The sequence below is a fragment of the Gammaproteobacteria bacterium genome (genome assembly GCA_016716465.1).
Lineage (GTDB): Bacteria > Pseudomonadota > Gammaproteobacteria > SZUA-140 > SZUA-140 > JADJWH01.
The window spans coordinates 495,651-511,821 of record JADJWH010000004.1 but is presented as its reverse complement, the minus strand read 5'-3'; the positions used below and the strand labels follow the sequence as shown (position 1 = coordinate 511,821).

Genomic DNA, 16,171 nt, shown 5'->3' with positions numbered 1-16,171 from the left:
AACTTCAAAAAACCGGATCCCGGCGCGGGGGTGGGGCCGGGAGAGGGGTCAGGCGAGCAGCTTACGGGCCTGGGCGATGGCGGAACGCACCTGGGTGGGGGCGGTGCCGCCCGGATGATTGCGCGCCGCGACGGAACCTTCCACGGTAAGCACCGCGTAGACGTCCTCGCCGATGGCGGGACAGAAGGCGCGCAGTTCTTCGAGCGTCAGCGCGGCGAGTTCCTTGCCCTGGTTGATCGCATGGCGCACGGTCTTGCCGACGATCTCATGGGCGTCGCGAAAGGCGATACCCCTGCGGACCAGGTAGTCGGCGAGGTCGGTCGCGGTGGAATAGCCGAGGCGGGCGGACTGCGCCATGCGTTCGCGGCGGATCTGCATCCCGGGCAGCATGCCGGTGAAGACGCGCAGGCAGGACCTGACCGTGTCGATGCTGTCGAACAGCGGTTCCTTGTCCTCCTGGTTGTCCTTGTTGTAGGCCAGCGGCTGGCCTTTCATCAGGGTGAGCAGGGCCATCAGGTTGCCGATGGCGCGGCCGCTCTTGCCGCGCACGAGCTCCGGCATGTCCGGATTCTTCTTCTGCGGCATGATCGAGGAGCCGGTGCAATAACCGTCGGACAGCTCGATGAAACCGAACTGCGCCGAGGACCACAGGACGAGTTCCTCGGAAAAGCGCGACAGGTGCACCATGAGCAGGGCCGCGGCGGCGGTGAACTCGATGGCGAAGTCGCGGTCGCTGACCGCGTCGAGCGAATTCGCCGCCGCGGCGGTGAACCCGAGCAACTGCGCGGTATAGGCGCGGTCGATCGGATAGCTGGTGCCGGCCAGCGCCGCCGCCCCGAGCGGCATGATGTTGATGCGGCACCGGCAGTCCGCCAGCCGTCCGCGGTCGCGTTGCAGCATCTCGAACCAGGCCATCAGGTGGTGTCCGAACGTGACCGGCTGCGCCACCTGAAGGTGCGTGAAGCCCGGCATGATCGTCGCGGCCTCGGCTTCGGCAAGGTCGAGCAGAACCTGCTGCAGCGCCTTCAGTTCGGCATCGATGGCGTCGATCTCATCACGCAGGTAGAGGCGCAGGTCGGTGGCCACCTGGTCGTTGCGCGAGCGCCCGGTATGGAGCTTCTTGCCCGCCTCGCCGATGCGTTCCGTGAGCCGCGCCTCGATGTTCATGTGCACGTCTTCGAACTCGATCAGCCAGGCGAAATCGCCGCGTTCGATGTCGGTCCGGATGTCGCCCAGGCCGCGTTCGATGGCGGCGAGCTCGCCCGCGGTCAGCACACCGGCACGGGCCAGCATGCGGGCGTGGGCGAGGGATCCCTCGATGTCGTGACGATAGAGCCGGCGGTCGAAGCCGACCGAGGCGCCGAAGCTTTCCACCAGGGCGTCGGTGGATTCGGTGAAACGGCCGGACCACAGTTTGTCGCTGGTCTTTTCCATGGGGTGCGTGTCACGGATGGGGCGGAATTCCGGGCAGTATAGCAAGTTTCCGGGCCTCCGCCCGGGCCGTCGGCCTGGCGGGCGACGCTGGAGTTTTCCCGCCGGAGCGCCGATAACAAGCTGAGATCCTGCCCGGGTGTTTCGACCGGCGGGTGGGCCGATCCCGGAATCGACGATCATGAAAGCAAGCGCCATTGCCATCCCGCGCACCGAGCGCGACGGCTTCCTGCCGGATTTCTGCAACATCCGCATCGTCTTCATTATCGTTATCGCGGCCGAACTGCTCGCCTTCATCCTGGCACTCACCGCGCCGGGCGCCGGGGCCGAACGCTGGAGCCGGCTTGGCCTGCTGTCCCTGTTCATTCAATGGGTCTCGCTATCCTGCGCCGGCATCCTGTGCCTGCTCCGTGCCCGGCTCAACCGGCTGCACAGCCCGCTCGCCGCGACCGCGGCCTATCTGGTCATTCTGGCGCTGACGGTATTCGCGGTGGAACTCGTCCGGGCAATCGCGCGGGGCACAGCGCTGGAATCCTTTCTGCCGGAGGGGCTGCAAGCGGAGTTCCTGCACACCAGCGTGGCGATCGCCGCCATCGTCGGGGCGGTGATGCTGCGGTATTTCTACGTGCAGCGGCAGACCCGGCGCACCATCGAGGCCGAGGCGCGGGCGCGCTTTCAGGCCCTGCAGGCGCGGATTCGTCCGCATTTCATGTTCAACAGCATGAACACCATCGCCAGCCTGACCCGCACCGATCCCGCGCTGGCGGAGGCGGTGGTGGAAGATCTCGCCGAACTGTTCCGCGTCAGTCTCGCCGACGCCGGCAATCTGAGCACCGTGGGGGCCGAGCTGGACCTGATCCGGCGCTACCTCAGGATCGAGTCGCTGCGCATGGGCGAACGTCTGCGTATCGAGGAGGAGACCGCCGGCCTGCCCCTGGATGCGAGCATCCCGGCCCTGCTGTTCCAGCCGCTGGTGGAGAACGCGGTCTATCACGGCGTCGAACCCCTGCCCGAAGGCGGACTGATCCGCATCGAGGGCCAGCGCGCCGGCGGCATGATCACGCTGTGCGTCACCAATCCGCTGGCGGATGCGCCGCCACGGCGCGGCGGCAACCGCATGGCGCTGGACAATATCCGCGAACGCCTGCAGCTCCATTTCGGCCGTCAGGGCTGGCTCAAGGCCGGTTCGGCCGACGGACGCTATCGGGCGTGCCTGGGGTTTCCCTACCAGGGGAGGGGCGCATGAAGGTGCTGCTGGCGGACGACGAGGCCCCGGCGCGCGCGCGCCTGCGCGCCCTGCTGGCCGAGATCGGGAATGAGGAGATCGTCGGCGAGGCCGCCAACGGACGCGAGGCGCTCGAACTCGCCGACCGTCTCCGGCCCGATGTCGTGCTGCTCGACATCCGCATGCCCGGCATCGACGGCCTGGAGGCCGCCGCACATCTGGCCGCGTACGAGCAGCCGCCCGCGGTCATCTTCACCACCGCCTACGGTGACTACGCGCTGGAGGCCTTCGACAAGCACGCCGTCGATTACCTGTTGAAACCGATCCGGCGCCAGCGGCTGGAAGAGGCGCTCACGAAGGCGCGCCGCCTCGGCCGCGACCAGCTCGGCGCGGTGCGGGAGGCCGTGCCCGGCGCGGCGGCGCGCACGCACATCTGCGCGCGCGCGCGCGGGCAGATGGTGCTGATCCCGGTCAAGGAAATCGTCTATTTCCGCGCGGACCACAAGTACGTGACCGTGCGCCATCTCCACGGCGAGGTCCTGATCGAGGAACCGCTCAAGGACCTGGCCGAGGAGTTCGCCGGGCGCTTTCTGCGCATACACCGCAATACCTTGATCGCGGAGTCATTTCTGGCCGGCCTCACGAAGACCCCGGAAGGCCTTCATGTCGTCGCCCTGCGCGGAGTCGAGGAACGGCCCGAGGTGAGCCGGCGGCATCTCTTCGAACTGAAGGAACTGCTCAGGCGTTACGGCTGAACGCGCCGCGCCGCGGCGGAATTTGCATTTGCCTGCCCGTGCAGCAGCCCTTAGCATATGGGCACTTCGCATCCGGAGTCCGGGTTCCCAGCGCATGACCGTCAACCGCATCCGTATCGCCACCCGCAAGAGCCCGCTGGCCCTCTGGCAGGCCGGCTATGTCCGCAGTCTGCTGGAGCAGGCGCATCCCGGCCTGCAGGTGGACCTGGTGATGATGAGCACCCAGGGCGACAAGATCCTGGATTCCCCGCTGGCGAAGATCGGCGGCAAGGGTCTGTTCGTGAAAGAGCTCGAACAGAGCCTGCTTGAACATCACACCGATATCGCCGTGCATTCCATGAAGGATGTGCCGGTGGAGCTGCCGGCGGGCCTGCATCTGCCCGTGGTGCTCGCGCGGGAGGAGCCACGCGACGCCTTCGTGTCGCACCGCTACGACCGCCTGGACCGGCTGCCGCAGCGGGCGCGCGTCGGCACCTCCAGCCTGCGCCGCCAGGCGCAGCTGCACGCGCTGCGTCCCGACCTCGAGATCCTCAGCCTGCGCGGCAACGTCGGTACGCGCCTGCGCCGCCTGGCCGAGGACGAGTACGACGCCATTGTTCTCGCCAGCGCCGGCCTGATCCGTCTCGGCATGGCGGAGCGGATCACGCAGTCGCTGGACACCGAGGTCTGTCTGCCCGCGATCGGTCAGGGCGTGATCGGCATCGAGTGCCGGGCAGGGGATACCGCCGTCAATGCGCTGATCGCCCCGCTCAACGACCGCGGCACGCAGATCTGCATCGCGGCGGAACGCGCGCTGAACGAGCGACTGCAGGGCGGCTGCCAGGTGCCGATCGCCGGTCATGCCGTCCTGCAGGGCGATACCGTTGTCCTGCGCGGCCTGGTCGGCTATCCCGATGGCAGCCGGATCATCCGCGGCCACGCCGAGGGCACCGCGACGGAGGCCGCCGCGATCGGTGCCGGGCTGGCGGAGGAATTGCTCGGCCGCGGGGCGGATGCGATCCTGAGCCATGTCTACGGCGGCCGCTGAACCGGGATCGGATCTGGCCGGCTGCCGCGTTCTGGTTACGCGCCCCGAACATCAGGCACAACGCCTGTGCGCGCTGATCGCCCGCGCGGGCGGCCGTGCCCAGACGCTTCCCGTGATCGAGATCGCCGCGCCGGGTGATCCGGATGCGCTGGCGGATCTGCTCGCACGCCTGGACCGGTTCGATATCGCGATCTTCGTGAGCGGCAACGCGGTGGACCGCGTCTGCGCCGAGCTCGGCGGCCGGCCCTGGCCGCCGGCCGTGCGGCTGGCTGCCGTCGGACGCGGCAGCGCTGCCGCGCTGGCGCAACACGGCCTGCACGCGGACATCCTCCCGCCGCGCGAATTCAACAGCGAAGGCCTGCTCGAGCTCGAGGCGCTGCGGAACGTCGCGGGCCGGCGCATCGTCATATTCCGTGCCCAGGATGGCCGCGAACTGCTCGCCGAGACCTTGCGCGCGCGCGGCGCCGAGGTCGAACATGTCGAGGCGTATTGCCGGGTCCTGCCGGCCGCGAGCGGCGCCGGGCTGCGGCGCATCGCGGGCGAGGATAATATTGATACGATAGTGGTCACCAGCAACGAGGGCCTGAGCAATCTGTATCTGCTGGCCGGCGCGGATGGACGTGACTGGCTGCTCAGGCGGCAGCTGATCGTCATCAGCGCGCGCGCGGCGCAGCTTGCGGCTGAACTGGGATTTCTCCACCCCGCCCGGGTGGCCATTGAGGCGAGCGATGAAGGTCTGCTCGCGGCCATCCGCAGCTGGTGGTGCGTGGCACGTGAAGGGAGCGAGGACGGGACACATGCAGCACATTGACAACAAGCCGGTCATGGACGATGACGCGGTACCGCAGATCCGCGACCCCGGTTCCATCGAACCCCCGGCGCCCGCGGCGGCCCCGGCGCCGGCCGCCTCCGGCAGGCGCGGCTGGGCCCTCGCCATCGCGTTTCTCGCCCTGCTGTGCGCCGGCGGCGGCATCGCGGCGGGTTACTACCTCGAGCGGCAGCTGGCGGCGCAACAACAGGCGCAGGCGCAGCGTGTGGAGGAACTGGCGACGGCGCTGCAATACGCCGATCAGCGGCAGGACGAGCTTGCCGCGCAGCTGGCCGGTCTCGAAGCTAAGGTGCCGGAGGTCGCTGCGGGGCTGGCCGAGATCGAGGCGCTGCTGCGCCGCGATGCGCAGCAGCGCGTGGAGCCGGCGGATGTCGAGCGGCTGCTGCGCATGGCCAACGACAGTATGCTTCTGGCCGGTGACGTCGATACCGCACAGCGCGCCCTGGACAGCGCCGACCGGCGTCTGCAGGCGCTGGGCGACCCGCTGTTCGCCGAGGTGCGGCGGCGGCTGGCACAGGAGATCGCGGCGCTCGCGGCGGTGCCGCGACCGGATGTCTCCGGCATGGCCTATACCCTGGCGAGCCTGCAGGGGGAACTGGGTTCCCTGCTGCTCCGACACGAGATGCTGGCGTCGACGGATGCGGAGGGATCGGCGACGGGTGGCGCCAGCGCCGAGCCGTCGCAATGGCGCGCCGTGCTGCGCGACGTATGGGCCGCACTCAGGAGTCTGGTGGTGGTGCGGCGGCGGGAGGGCGGCGAGCCGCCATTGATCGAGCCGGGACAGCAGTTGTTTCTGACCCAGAATCTGTATCTCAAGCTGGAATCGGCGCGGGTCGCCCTGCTCGCCCGCGACGAGCGGAATTTCCATGCCAGTCTGTCCGCGGCGCAATCCTGGCTGCGTAAGTACTACGACGACGGTAACCCCGCGGTGGCGTCCGTTGTCACCCGTCTGCAGGCGATGGATCAGGTGAGTATCGCGCCGGCTTTGCCGGAGATCTCCGGTTCCCTGGAAGCGTTGCAGACAGCACTGAAGCGCCGGCGCGGCGCGGACGCCGGCGCATGAAGTGGCTTTTCTCCACCCTGATCGCCCTGCTGTTCGTGCTGGCGGTGGCGCTGTTCGCCTATTACGACCCCGGCTACGTGATGGTGCAGTACCGCGACTGGGTCGTCGAGTTGAGCCTGGCGCTGGCGGTGGTCGTGCTGCTGGGCTCAGTGATCCTGTTGTACCTGGCCGCCCGGCTGGGCGGTCACCTGCTGCGGCTCCCGCGCCGGCTGCGCGACTGGCGGCGGCGGCACGCCGCGCGCCGGGCCCAGTCCGCCCTGGTGCGGGGCTACCTGGATCTGTATACGGGGCGTTATCAGCGCGCCGAGCAGCGCCTGAGCCGGTACGCGGGTTATGGTGACACCGTTGCGGTGCTGAATTATCTGGGCGCCGCGCGCGCCGCCCAGGCCCAGGGTGCCGACGAGCGGCGCGACCGTTACCTAGATCTCGCCCGCGAAAATACCCCGACGGCGGAGCCGGCGGTGGCGCTGACCCGGGCGGAACTGCTGCTGGAACGGGGACAGTACGGTCCGGCCCTGGCGGATCTCTCCCGCGTGCGCGCGGAGCACCCGAAGAACATCGTCATGCTGCGCCTGTTGCTGCGCCTGTATCGCGAGACGCGGGACTGGGAGCAAGTGCTCGAGTTATTGCCGGCGCTGCGCAAACATCATGTCGTCGATCCGGCATTGGCGGAGCGCCTGCAGGTGCAGGCCCATCGCAGCCTGCTCGCGCGCAGCGGCGAGCAGGGCGCCGAGTCGACACTGAGCGAGATCTGGCAGCGCGTGCCGAAGACGCTCACGCATCGTCCGGAGCTGGTACGGGAATACGCGCAGCGGCTGATCGCCTGCGGTGCCCCGGATCAGGCCGAGGCGGTTCTGTATCGCAGCGTGACCCGGGAATGGAGCCCGGAGCTGATCTACCTGTACGGGCTGGTCGAGGGCAGCCAGCCCGAGCGCCAGCTGCGCCGCGCCGAGGAATGGCTGATTGGTCACGAGACGGATCCGATCCTGTTGCTGACGGTGGGACGGCTGTGCCGGCGCAGTGCCCTGTGGGGCAAGGCGCGGCAATACCTGGAGTCCTGCATCCGCAGCGGCGGCGCCTATGAGGCGTATCATGAGCTCGCCGGCGTGCTGGAAAAGATCGGCGAGCGCGAGACGGCGCTGGTGTATTACCGCCGCGGACTGGCCCTGAAGGAGGCGGATGCGGAGCGGCTGGCGTGGGCCGGTGCCCACTGATACGCATGCCCTTCCTGTGTCGCCTGTCCGAACTGGCGGATGTCGCCGCCCGGGGATTCGATCCGGGGCTGCCGCATTGCTCCCACGGCATCGTCGTCGTGCGCCACGACGGGGAGTTCCTCGGCTATCTGAATCAGTGTCCCCACCGCGGGCTTCCGCTCAACTGGCTGCCGGATCGGTTTCTGGATACCACCGGGAAATATCTTCAGTGCGCCAATCATGACGCCCTGTTCGAGATCGCGGACGGCTTCTGCGTGGCCGGGCCCTGCGCGGGGGCGTGCCTGGTTCCCGTCCGCCTGGTCATGCGCGGCGCCGAACTCTGGCTGGATGAACCCGCGATCGTCGCGGATTGAGCGGGAGGGTACCTAGACCGCCCCGCTGTGATGGGGGCGGGTGCTGCGGCGCGGGCGTCGCGGCGGGCGTCCGCCACGGCTGCGGCCGGGTCCACCGCGGCGTTCACGACCCCGCGAGGCGGCGAGGTTGGCCGGTATGTTCGGCGTGACAAGCAGATCGTGGTCGACCGGCGCCGCAGTGATCTTGTGGCCGATGTAGGCCTCGATCTCGGGCAGTGAGAAGGCATAGGTCTCACAGGCGAAGCTGATGGCGTCTCCGCTGGCGCCCGCGCGCGCCGTGCGCCCGATGCGATGCACATAGTCTTCCGGGTCCTGCGGCAGATCGTAGTTGATCACGTGGCTGACATCGGGAATATGCAGGCCGCGCGCCGCCACGTCGGTGGCCACCAGCAGCGGCAGGTCGCCGGCGCTGAAGCGGTTGAGCAGGCTGATGCGCTTCTTCTGCGGCACGTCGCCAGAGAGGATCGCGGCGTCGATGCCGTTGGCGCACAGGTATTCGCTCAGCAGATTGCCCGCCTCCTTGGTGTTGACGAACACCAGGATGCGCTTGGGTTCCAGCCGCTTCAGCAGGCCGAGCAGCAGCGGGATCTTCTCGTCGTTCGAGGTGTAATAGACGATCTGCTTGATGTTCTCCGCCGTCACGCTCTCGCGCTCGACGCGGATCTGCTGCGGGTGGTTCATGTGTTCGTAGGCCAGTTCCATCACGCGATGCGAAAGCGTGGCCGAGAACAGCATGTTGAGCCGCTTGGCGGGCGGTGGCATGCGCCGCAACAGGAAACGGATGTCCTTGATGAAGCCGAGATCGAACATGCGGTCGGCCTCGTCCAGCACCACCACCTCAATGGCCTTGAAATCGAACACATGCTGCTTGAAATAGTCGATAATGCGGCCGGGTGTGCCGATCAGGATGTCCACGGCCTGGGCCACCGTCTCGCGCTGTTCGCGGTAACCGGTGCCGCCGTATACGACCTCGATGTGCAGCCCGCTGTAGCCGCCGAGGGCCAGGGCGTCCTTGTGGATCTGCAGGGCGAGCTCGCGCGTCGGCGCGATGGCGATCGCACGCGGCTGGTTGGGGCGGCGTCCGGGAGGGGCCGGATGCGTGATCAGACGGTTCAGCAGGGCGATCAGGAACGCCGCCGTCTTGCCCGTGCCGGTCTGCGATTGTCCGCACACGTCGTGTCCGGCCAGCGCCAGTTGCAGGGCCTGGGCCTGGATCGGCGTGCAATATGAAAAACCAATCTCATCAATGGCTTGTTTTAACTGCGCCGGCAGGTTCAGCTGTGAAAAGCTGATATTCGTCAAATGCTTGCCACTCATGGGCGGACAGCATACCAGATTTGCAGCGGTTTCGACGAATGTCGCACGGTGCGCCGGCGGGTTTGTGTCGCATCGCCATTTTGTTGATAATTGGCGCCAGCGACACCATGATACAGAACCCGATGTCGATAGTGGAGGCGAGCGTAAGTGAGTGCGAACATCAAATATGTGTCGGACGGCGAATTCGAGCAGAAGGTGCTGAAGTCGGATCTGCCGGTACTGGTGGATTTCTGGGCCGAGTGGTGCGGGCCCTGCAAGATGATCGCCCCCATCCTGGACGAGGTCGCGGACGCCTATGCCGGCAAGCTGACCGTCGCCAAGCTCAACATCGACGATAATCCCGCCACGCCGCCCAAGTACGGCATCCGCGGCATTCCGACCCTGATGCTGTTCAAGAACGGCAATGTCGAGGCGACCAAGGTGGGAGCGGTATCCAAGTCACAGCTGTCGGCGTTCATCGACAGCAACATCTGACGGCGGTCCCGCCCGCGGCAAAAAGTGCTAGACGCTGCCGATAAATGGTGGTAGCGTTACCGTAAACGAATACCAACAGCTAGTTGCAGTCAGCCTTCTGCAACCATCTTCTCACTTGTTTTAACGTACAACTCCTGACAAAGAACCGCAGGACCGCATGGCAGCGCGGGCGTTTCCTGTTCCTCTCTGATCGTCACCGTCAACCCCACAGACCTCTATGAATCTGAACGAACTCAAACAACAATCCGCGGCCGACCTCCTCAAGCTGGCCGATTCCATGAACATCGAAGGGATGGCGCGCTCGCGCAAGCAGGACGTGATCTTCGCGATCCTGAAGGCGCACGCCAAGAAGGGCGAGGACATCCACAGCGAGGGCGTGCTGGAGATCCTGCAGGACGGCTTCGGATTCCTGCGCTCGGCCGACAGTTCCTATCTCGCCGGTCCCGACGACATCTACGTCTCGCCCAGTCAGATCCGCCGCTTCAACCTGCGCACCGGCGACACCGTCTCCGGCAAGATCCGACCGCCCAAGGAGGGCGAGCGCTATTTCGCCCTGCTCAAGGTCAACGAGATCAACTACGAAGCCCCCGAGGTGGCGAAGAGCAAGGTCCTGTTCGAGAACCTCACGCCGCTGTTCGCCAACGAGCGCCTGCCGATGGAGCTCGGCAACGGGACGACCGAGGACATCACGCCCCGCGTGATCGAGCTGGTATCGCCGATCGGCAAGGGCCAGCGTGGCATGATCGTGTCGCCGCCCAAGGCGGGCAAGACGATGATGCTGCAGAACATCGCGCACTCGATCGCGGTCAAGAGTCCGGAGTGCCATCTCATCGTGCTGCTGATCGACGAGCGGCCCGAGGAAGTGACCGAGATGGAGCGTTCCGTGCGCGGCGAAGTCATCTCCAGCACCTTCGACGAGCCGGCGACGCGCCACGTGCAGGTGGCCGAGATGGTGATCGAGAAGGCCAAGCGCCTGGTCGAACACAAGAAGGATGTGGTGATCCTGCTCGATTCCATCACCCGTCTCGCCCGCGCCTACAACACCGTGGTGCCGTCCTCCGGCAAGGTGCTGACCGGCGGTGTCGACGCCAACGCGCTGCAGCGCCCCAAGCGCTTCTTCGGCGCCGCGCGCAACATCGAGGAGGGCGGCAGCCTCACCATAATAGCCACCGCCCTGGTCGAGACCGGTTCGCGCATGGACGACGTGATCTACGAGGAGTTCAAGGGCACCGGCAACATGGAGATCCACCTCGACCGCCGCATCGCTGAGAAGCGCATCTACCCGGCGATCAACATCAACCGCTCCGGCACCCGTCGTGAAGAGTTGCTCACCGACCAGGACGAGTTGCAGAAGATGTGGATCCTGCGCAAGCTGCTGCACTCGATGGACGAACTGGCGGCGATCGAGTTCCTCATCGACAAGCTCAAGGCCACCAAGAACAACGCCGACTTCTTCGACTCGATGAAGCGCTGATATCCTGTTGCGGCGTGTTTTCGCCGCACTCCCGCGCAGGGATTCCCGCTTGCGGTTTACAGGTAGCTGGCGAGATCGATGCGGCCACGCCGGCTCAGACTCACCTTGCCGGCCGCGTTGGGCGTGCCGAGGAAGCGCAGCGCCTGGCGCAGCTGGACATCATTCGGATCGCGCGCGCTGAGGCCGAGTGTGAGCTGATATTCGCCGCTCGGCTGATAGATCAGCACACCGTCCGCCTGCAGCGGGCCGCCGCTGTCCTTCAGGATCCCCTTGATGATTTCCCCGCTCGATTCCAGTCGCATGGCGGCGCCGCCCAGCCCGACGTTGACCGGCGCGGAGATGGCGGCGTCCGCGACGCTCAGCATCGCATCGAGGGCGGCGATCTTCCCGCCATCGATCTCGACGTGTCGTGCCTCGACCTTGAACTGGCCGCTGAAACCGACATCGTGCAGGTCTAGGAAACGCAGGGCCTCGTTGAGCGGAAGCGCAAGCTGGACATCGTCGGCGTAGAGTACGGAGCCGAGACCGCGGCCGACGACGGCCGTGAATGGCGCCGCTCCCAGCCTGCCCGCAAGCTCGTATTCGACCCGCCCCAGTAACAGGCCGCGCGGCCGGAACCGCCAGGCGGGCGCCTCGATGCGCGTCTTGCCGGCGATGGCGGCGGCGGCATGCCCGTCCCACAGGGTACCGCCGATCTGGTAGAGCTGGACCGACGTCCCGACGCGCGGCTGCAGCCAGGCGTAGAGATGCGCGGCCGGCAGCTGGATGATCACGAATATCAGGTAGGCACAGGCCGCCAGCAGGCCGAGTCCGAGCAGGCGCTTCATGAGGTACCCGCCTGCAGCGTCAGGCGGGCGTCCACGGTGCCCGACTGATTTCTGCCATCGATGGTGATCGATTCGATGCGCACGCCGTGCTCGCGCACCAGCAGTTCGAGCCAGCGCGTCATGTCATCGAAGCCGGCCTGCTCGAGCCGGATACGCACCTTGTCGGCACCGTCCGGTTCAACCCGCTTCATGGCGGCGGCGAGACCGTGCTGGCGTGCCGTGCTGTCCGCCGCAGCCAGCAGCGACTGGCCGCCACCCCGGCGCGCGGGGGCGCTGCTGCGCAGGCGCTTGGCTTCCGCCGCCGCCTGTTGCATCCACAGGCGCAATTCGCGTTGCGCCGCCACGTTCTCGTCCAGCCGCTCGACGTGGCGACTGAACGGATGCCAGGCAATGAGGAACAGCAGCAGGAGCAGGGCTGCGCCGCCGCCGCCGGCCAGCAGCACCCGTTCGCGGTCGCTCAGATTGGCGATGAACTGTTTCATGAGCCTCGTTTCACCAGTTGCAGCCGCGCCTCGACGCGGTCGTTGAGCGCACTCGCGGACTGAATTTCCACCGTCATGCCGGCCTGCTCGCTCAATTGCTGCTTGAGCCGGTCGAGCGCCTGCAGGTCGCCGATCACCAGTGCGAGATCGAGCTTGCCGTCGTGGTAGCTCACCCGTTGCAGGATGAGGTTGTCGATCTGCTTGAGCGGGCCGGCCGCGTCGTTCATCAGGGCGAGGAAGCCGCCGCCGCCCCCGCCCCCGCCGCGCAGGGTCGCCAGCCCCTGTTCCATCTGGGCGCGCGGATTGACCACCCGCCGCGCCTCGGGGAAGGCGTCAAGATAGATCGCCTGAATCTCCTTTTCCAGCGCCGCGTTCTCGCGCGACAGCACGACGTAGTCGGCAACGGTCATGCCGGCGTTGACCAGCAGCAGTGTGGCCAGCAGCAGGGCGGCCGGGATCCAGGGCCGCCACACCCGCCCCAGCTGTTCGCGCCGGCTGTAGTCGCCCTGCAGCAGGTTGATCGCGGCCTGTTCGCTGAAATGCTGCACCATCAACGCCAGGCGGCTGCCGCTGACGGCGCGCCATTCGACGTGTACGCCGGAATCCTTGGGGAATTCGACGGCGAGTTTGTGCGCATCATCGTAGAGGACCACGCGTTCGGGGCGCTGATCGCCCGCCTCATCCACACTGAGCGGGAGCAGCAGTGCGAAATTGGCGCTGTCGAGCGTGAAGCCGCCCTGCGCGGCGGTGCGCACCAGGCTGATCTCACCCTTGTCCAGCACGGTCCAGGCCCCGGCCTCGAACGGCAGCGTCAGGGTGTCCGGCACCAGCATGTCGGGCACGATGCCGGCGGCGCGCAGGCGCTCGACCCATTGATCCATGCGCGCGCTCGATCACGGCCGCGCACAGGGCGCCGCCGGACTCGCGCATGCCGGGCGCGAAGTGCAGGGTTTCGACATCGGGTATCAGGCGGTCTTCCAGTACGTACGGCAGCGCGGCCAGCACACGCTGGCGATTGCGGGCCGGGATGACGGCGCGCGCCAGCGTAACGTCCTCGCCGGGCACCAGCACCACGACGCGGCAACCGGCGCATTGCCGTCCCGCCTCTTCCAGTGCGCCACGTTCGACCGTGGTTCCGGTCGCTTCGTCGGAAACGCGCATCCATTCCGATGCTCCGTCGGGGAGAGTGCCGAGATGGATGAAAAGCGTGTCGCGCATGTCAGACCGTGCCCTGGAGTCGCCTGATCACCGTGACGCGCGCATCCGCGCCGCGCACGACCAGGCTGTGGAGTTCCATCTTGCTGCGTTCGAAGCGGGCATTTGCATGGATCATAAAGTAGGAAGTTGACACGCTGATGTTGGTAATACCCTGCGCGCGTTCCTTCAGGAGCGGGTGCGCGAGAAATTCCTCTGTTGTCTGATAGCCCTTGTCGCCGCGCTCGTCGATCAACTGGGTGGCATCGGATTCACTGATTCCCTCGTTCAGCGCCATGAGCACCGGGGCTGACGCGGTGTTGACGTTGAGCGGGGTCCTGGCCGGCAGCGCCGTCACGTACGGCGCCAGCGCAGCGTATGCCTCCCGGGTGATTCCATTGACCAATAATAACTCACTGGGGCTATCCATGAGAGCATTCGCGGCGCGATAGGGCGGCGTCATGCCGAGATAGGTCGGGTCCTCCGCCCCGTTGGGGAAACGCGGATCGAGATCGCTATCGATCCAGTCGACCACCGCGTCGGCGAGGTTCTCGTCCAGGTCCAGCGTGGCGAGCAGGCGGCGGAAACGCCGGATGTCGTCCTCGCTGGCCTTGCCCTCGGCGTCGACCAGATCATTGAGGTTGAAGCGTCCCTGCAGGTCTTCGATCCGCCCCGCCACCACCGCGCCCTCCACGGCGATCGGCGGCAGGACGGTCGCCCAGTCCTCCTCCGGATGATCGACCTCGCCGTCGCGGCGGTCGCGCGCGAGGACCTGCTTGGCCCAGGACTCCACGCCCAGGGTGAACAGGTAGGCCTGGTCAGCGTCGAGGACATTGCCGGTGCGGCGGATGTCCAACTGCTGACGCGAGGCCATCGCCACGGCGGCCACGGCGGCCATCGCGGTGATCAGCAGCGCGGTGAGCAGGGCGACGCCGGTCTGACGCGTGCGCAGGCACCGTTTCATGAGGAGGATCCCGCCACCTGGAACAACCTCGTGATGCGTCCCCATTCCTTCACGTCCAGCGTGACCTCGACGGCCCGGGGCAGTTGCGCCCCCGTGCCGCCCGCCGCCGGCCATTCGCTGCGCCATTCGCCGGTGCCGTCCAGATAGCGGATCTCGAGGGTGCTGACGTCATCAAGCAGGCGGGCGCGCCGCGGCTCGCTGTCCTGCGCCCGATCGAGCACGTCCCAGCTCGCCCGGGTTAGCGCCTCGTCGCTGAGGCCATAGGACACGCGCTGGAGCTCGCTGCGCTTGAGCCCGGCCGGGTTGCGCCAGCCCGCGCGGGTGAATTCGAGCGCCGTATCGTTGCCGAACATCGGCGGCAGCGGATCGCCGAAGTTGTCGCGCACGCCGCGGTCGGCTGCCTGTTCGATGTCGCGTCCCATCAGCACGAACAGCATCTGCAGGCGCCCCAGTTGATCGGACTTCGCCTCGATGCGGTCCTTGGCCCCCAGCACTACATCGAGGCCGGCATAGGCCGCCACGCCGAGCACCGCGAAAATCGCCAGCGCGACCAGCAGTTCGAGCAGGGTGAAGCCGCGCTGCGACGATGTCATGAGGGGCGCTCGAGGTAGGCGATGGCGGTGGAATCCGGCCGTTCCGCGTCCTTCTCGGCGCGGACCTCGATGTCGAGGCGGCGTACATCGGCGTCCTCGGTGCTGGAGACCTTCAGGGTCCAGAACCATTCGCGATCGGCCAGTTCGGCCGAACCCGTGGTGATACCGACCGCCGGCCAGCTCGGGCTCAGTTGCTGTTCGGTGATCCGGTTCATCGCAACCCAGTGCGCCAGCGTGTGGTCGATCAGTCGTGCGGCATTGTTGAGGCTTTGCGCCGTCTCGCCGACGATGGCGGCGAGGGCGATGGCGATGACCGCCAGCGCGACCAGGATCTCGATCAGGGTGAAACCGCGCGCGCGTGTTCCGCCGACGGTGTGCCGCGCGGGGTGTTGCGCCGGTGAATGCGGGTGCGGCAGGGTCATGGCTCGAAGGTGAACTCGCCGCCGAAGTCCGCGCTCGCTTGATAGGTCGCGGTGCTGTTCCGGTCCTTCAGCGTGACGGTGAAGGGCGTCATCTCGCCGCTCGAGAACAGGTAGACCCGCGGTTCCTTCGCGTCTTTGTCCTTTCCATCCCCACCCGGCGCTTCGCCGTCGACCTCGATGAAGAGCGTCAGATCTTCCGGCAGCTGGCGTTTGCGCAACACGGGGTCTTCGGTGTCGACCCACTTTTCCTCTTCCAGCACCTGGAAGCGGTAGCCCTGCGGCGAGAAGACCACCGCCATTTCGGCGCCCTGCAGCACCGTTTCCTGGCTGGCGAGCGTCAGCAGGGCCGCCAGGCGTCGGCCCTCGGTCTTCAGGCGCTCATGGATATCGTCGCGAAGCGTCAGCGTGGCGAGCGTGAGCACGATGCCGATGATCAGGACGACGACCAGGATCTCGAGCAGGGTAAAACCTGCGGCGCGCCCCGGCGCGTGGCGCGTGCAACCCAGCGCGGACAGGCTCCGGGTCAT

At 67.0% G+C, this 16,171-nt stretch carries 19 protein-coding genes; 9 read left to right on the top strand and 10 right to left on the bottom strand.

Translation table 11 applies throughout. From position 1 onward, the window contains the following. Window positions 1–48 precede the first annotated feature (48 nt). The gene (gene argH / locus IPM20_10090) at window positions 49–1,434 is read right to left on the bottom strand and encodes an argininosuccinate lyase (GenBank protein ID MBK9131965.1); all 1,386 of its coding nucleotides are present in this window, start codon (window positions 1,432–1,434) and stop codon (window positions 49–51) included. A 178-nt stretch (window positions 1,435–1,612) separates the two neighbouring features. Here argH and IPM20_10085 point away from each other — a divergent pair, with 178 nt between their 5' ends. From IPM20_10085 to IPM20_10055, 7 genes are all read left to right on the top strand, one after another. Continuing rightward, a complete protein-coding gene (locus tag IPM20_10085) occupies window positions 1,613–2,677 on the top strand; it encodes a sensor histidine kinase (protein ID MBK9131964.1) in 1,065 nt (354 codons plus the stop codon). After that, the gene (locus IPM20_10080; protein MBK9131963.1) at window positions 2,674–3,411 is read left to right on the top strand and encodes a response regulator transcription factor; all 738 of its coding nucleotides are present in this window, start codon (window positions 2,674–2,676) and stop codon (window positions 3,409–3,411) included. The genes IPM20_10085 and IPM20_10080 overlap by 4 nt, the downstream gene beginning before the upstream one ends. Before the next feature lie 94 nt (window positions 3,412–3,505). Next, on the top strand, window positions 3,506–4,438 hold the full coding sequence (hemC, locus tag IPM20_10075; protein MBK9131962.1) for a hydroxymethylbilane synthase: 933 nt from the start codon (window positions 3,506–3,508) through the stop codon (window positions 4,436–4,438). Beyond that, the gene (locus IPM20_10070) at window positions 4,419–5,249 is read left to right on the top strand and encodes a uroporphyrinogen-III synthase (GenBank protein ID MBK9131961.1); all 831 of its coding nucleotides are present in this window, start codon (window positions 4,419–4,421) and stop codon (window positions 5,247–5,249) included. The genes hemC and IPM20_10070 overlap by 20 nt, the downstream gene beginning before the upstream one ends. After that, window positions 5,236–6,330, top strand: coding sequence for a uroporphyrinogen-III C-methyltransferase (locus IPM20_10065; GenBank protein MBK9131960.1), 1,095 nt, complete (start codon window positions 5,236–5,238; stop codon window positions 6,328–6,330). The genes IPM20_10070 and IPM20_10065 overlap by 14 nt, the downstream gene beginning before the upstream one ends. After that, entirely contained in the window at window positions 6,327–7,544 is a 1,218-nt protein-coding gene (locus IPM20_10060) for a heme biosynthesis protein HemY (GenBank protein ID MBK9131959.1), read from the top strand. The genes IPM20_10065 and IPM20_10060 overlap by 4 nt, the downstream gene beginning before the upstream one ends. Before the next feature lie 5 nt (window positions 7,545–7,549). Next, window positions 7,550–7,897: a Rieske 2Fe-2S domain-containing protein gene (locus tag IPM20_10055; GenBank protein MBK9131958.1), complete on the top strand. Its 348-nt coding sequence runs from the start codon at window positions 7,550–7,552 to the stop codon at window positions 7,895–7,897. A gap of 12 nt (window positions 7,898–7,909) precedes the next feature. Here IPM20_10055 and IPM20_10050 read toward each other — a convergent pair whose 3' ends face one another. Then, window positions 7,910–9,214, bottom strand: a complete 1,305-nt coding sequence (locus IPM20_10050; GenBank protein MBK9131957.1) for a DEAD/DEAH box helicase — start codon at window positions 9,212–9,214, stop codon at window positions 7,910–7,912. A gap of 147 nt (window positions 9,215–9,361) precedes the next feature. On the opposite strand from IPM20_10050, the gene trxA reads away from it, so the two are divergent. Next, window positions 9,362–9,688, top strand: coding sequence for a thioredoxin TrxA (trxA, locus tag IPM20_10045; GenBank protein ID MBK9131956.1), 327 nt, complete (start codon window positions 9,362–9,364; stop codon window positions 9,686–9,688). Window positions 9,689–9,905: 217 nt separating this feature from the next. After that, window positions 9,906–11,162 (top strand): transcription termination factor Rho, encoded by a 1,257-nt coding sequence (rho, locus tag IPM20_10040; GenBank protein MBK9131955.1) that lies wholly within the window; start codon window positions 9,906–9,908, stop codon window positions 11,160–11,162. A 56-nt stretch (window positions 11,163–11,218) separates the two neighbouring features. Here rho and IPM20_10035 read toward each other — a convergent pair whose 3' ends face one another. The 8 genes from IPM20_10035 to gspH are packed head-to-tail and all read right to left on the bottom strand — an operon-like array spanning window position 11,219 to window position 16,171. Continuing rightward, window positions 11,219–11,989 carry a type II secretion system protein N gene (locus tag IPM20_10035; protein MBK9131954.1) on the bottom strand — a complete coding sequence of 257 codons (771 nt, stop codon included), beginning with the start codon at window positions 11,987–11,989 and terminating at the stop codon, window positions 11,219–11,221. Beyond that, the gene (locus tag IPM20_10030; protein MBK9131953.1) at window positions 11,986–12,471 is read right to left on the bottom strand and encodes a type II secretion system protein M; all 486 of its coding nucleotides are present in this window, start codon (window positions 12,469–12,471) and stop codon (window positions 11,986–11,988) included. The genes IPM20_10035 and IPM20_10030 overlap by 4 nt, the downstream gene beginning before the upstream one ends. After that, window positions 12,468–13,352, bottom strand: coding sequence for a hypothetical protein (locus IPM20_10025; protein MBK9131952.1), 885 nt, complete (start codon window positions 13,350–13,352; stop codon window positions 12,468–12,470). The genes IPM20_10030 and IPM20_10025 overlap by 4 nt, the downstream gene beginning before the upstream one ends. Further along, window positions 13,237–13,689 (bottom strand): hypothetical protein, encoded by a 453-nt coding sequence (locus IPM20_10020; protein MBK9131951.1) that lies wholly within the window; start codon window positions 13,687–13,689, stop codon window positions 13,237–13,239. The genes IPM20_10025 and IPM20_10020 overlap by 116 nt, the downstream gene beginning before the upstream one ends. 1 nt (window position 13,690) lies before the next feature. Next, complete coding sequence (gene gspK / locus IPM20_10015) at window positions 13,691–14,629, bottom strand: type II secretion system minor pseudopilin GspK (GenBank protein ID MBK9131950.1); 939 nt, start codon at window positions 14,627–14,629, stop codon at window positions 13,691–13,693. After that, the gene (gspJ, locus tag IPM20_10010) at window positions 14,626–15,222 is read right to left on the bottom strand and encodes a type II secretion system minor pseudopilin GspJ (GenBank protein ID MBK9131949.1); all 597 of its coding nucleotides are present in this window, start codon (window positions 15,220–15,222) and stop codon (window positions 14,626–14,628) included. The genes gspK and gspJ overlap by 4 nt, the downstream gene beginning before the upstream one ends. Next, a complete protein-coding gene (gene gspI, locus IPM20_10005) occupies window positions 15,219–15,644 on the bottom strand; it encodes a type II secretion system minor pseudopilin GspI (protein ID MBK9131948.1) in 426 nt (141 codons plus the stop codon). The genes gspJ and gspI overlap by 4 nt, the downstream gene beginning before the upstream one ends. Further along, window positions 15,641–16,171 (bottom strand): type II secretion system minor pseudopilin GspH, encoded by a 531-nt coding sequence (gene gspH / locus IPM20_10000; GenBank protein MBK9131947.1) that lies wholly within the window; start codon window positions 16,169–16,171, stop codon window positions 15,641–15,643. The genes gspI and gspH overlap by 4 nt, the downstream gene beginning before the upstream one ends.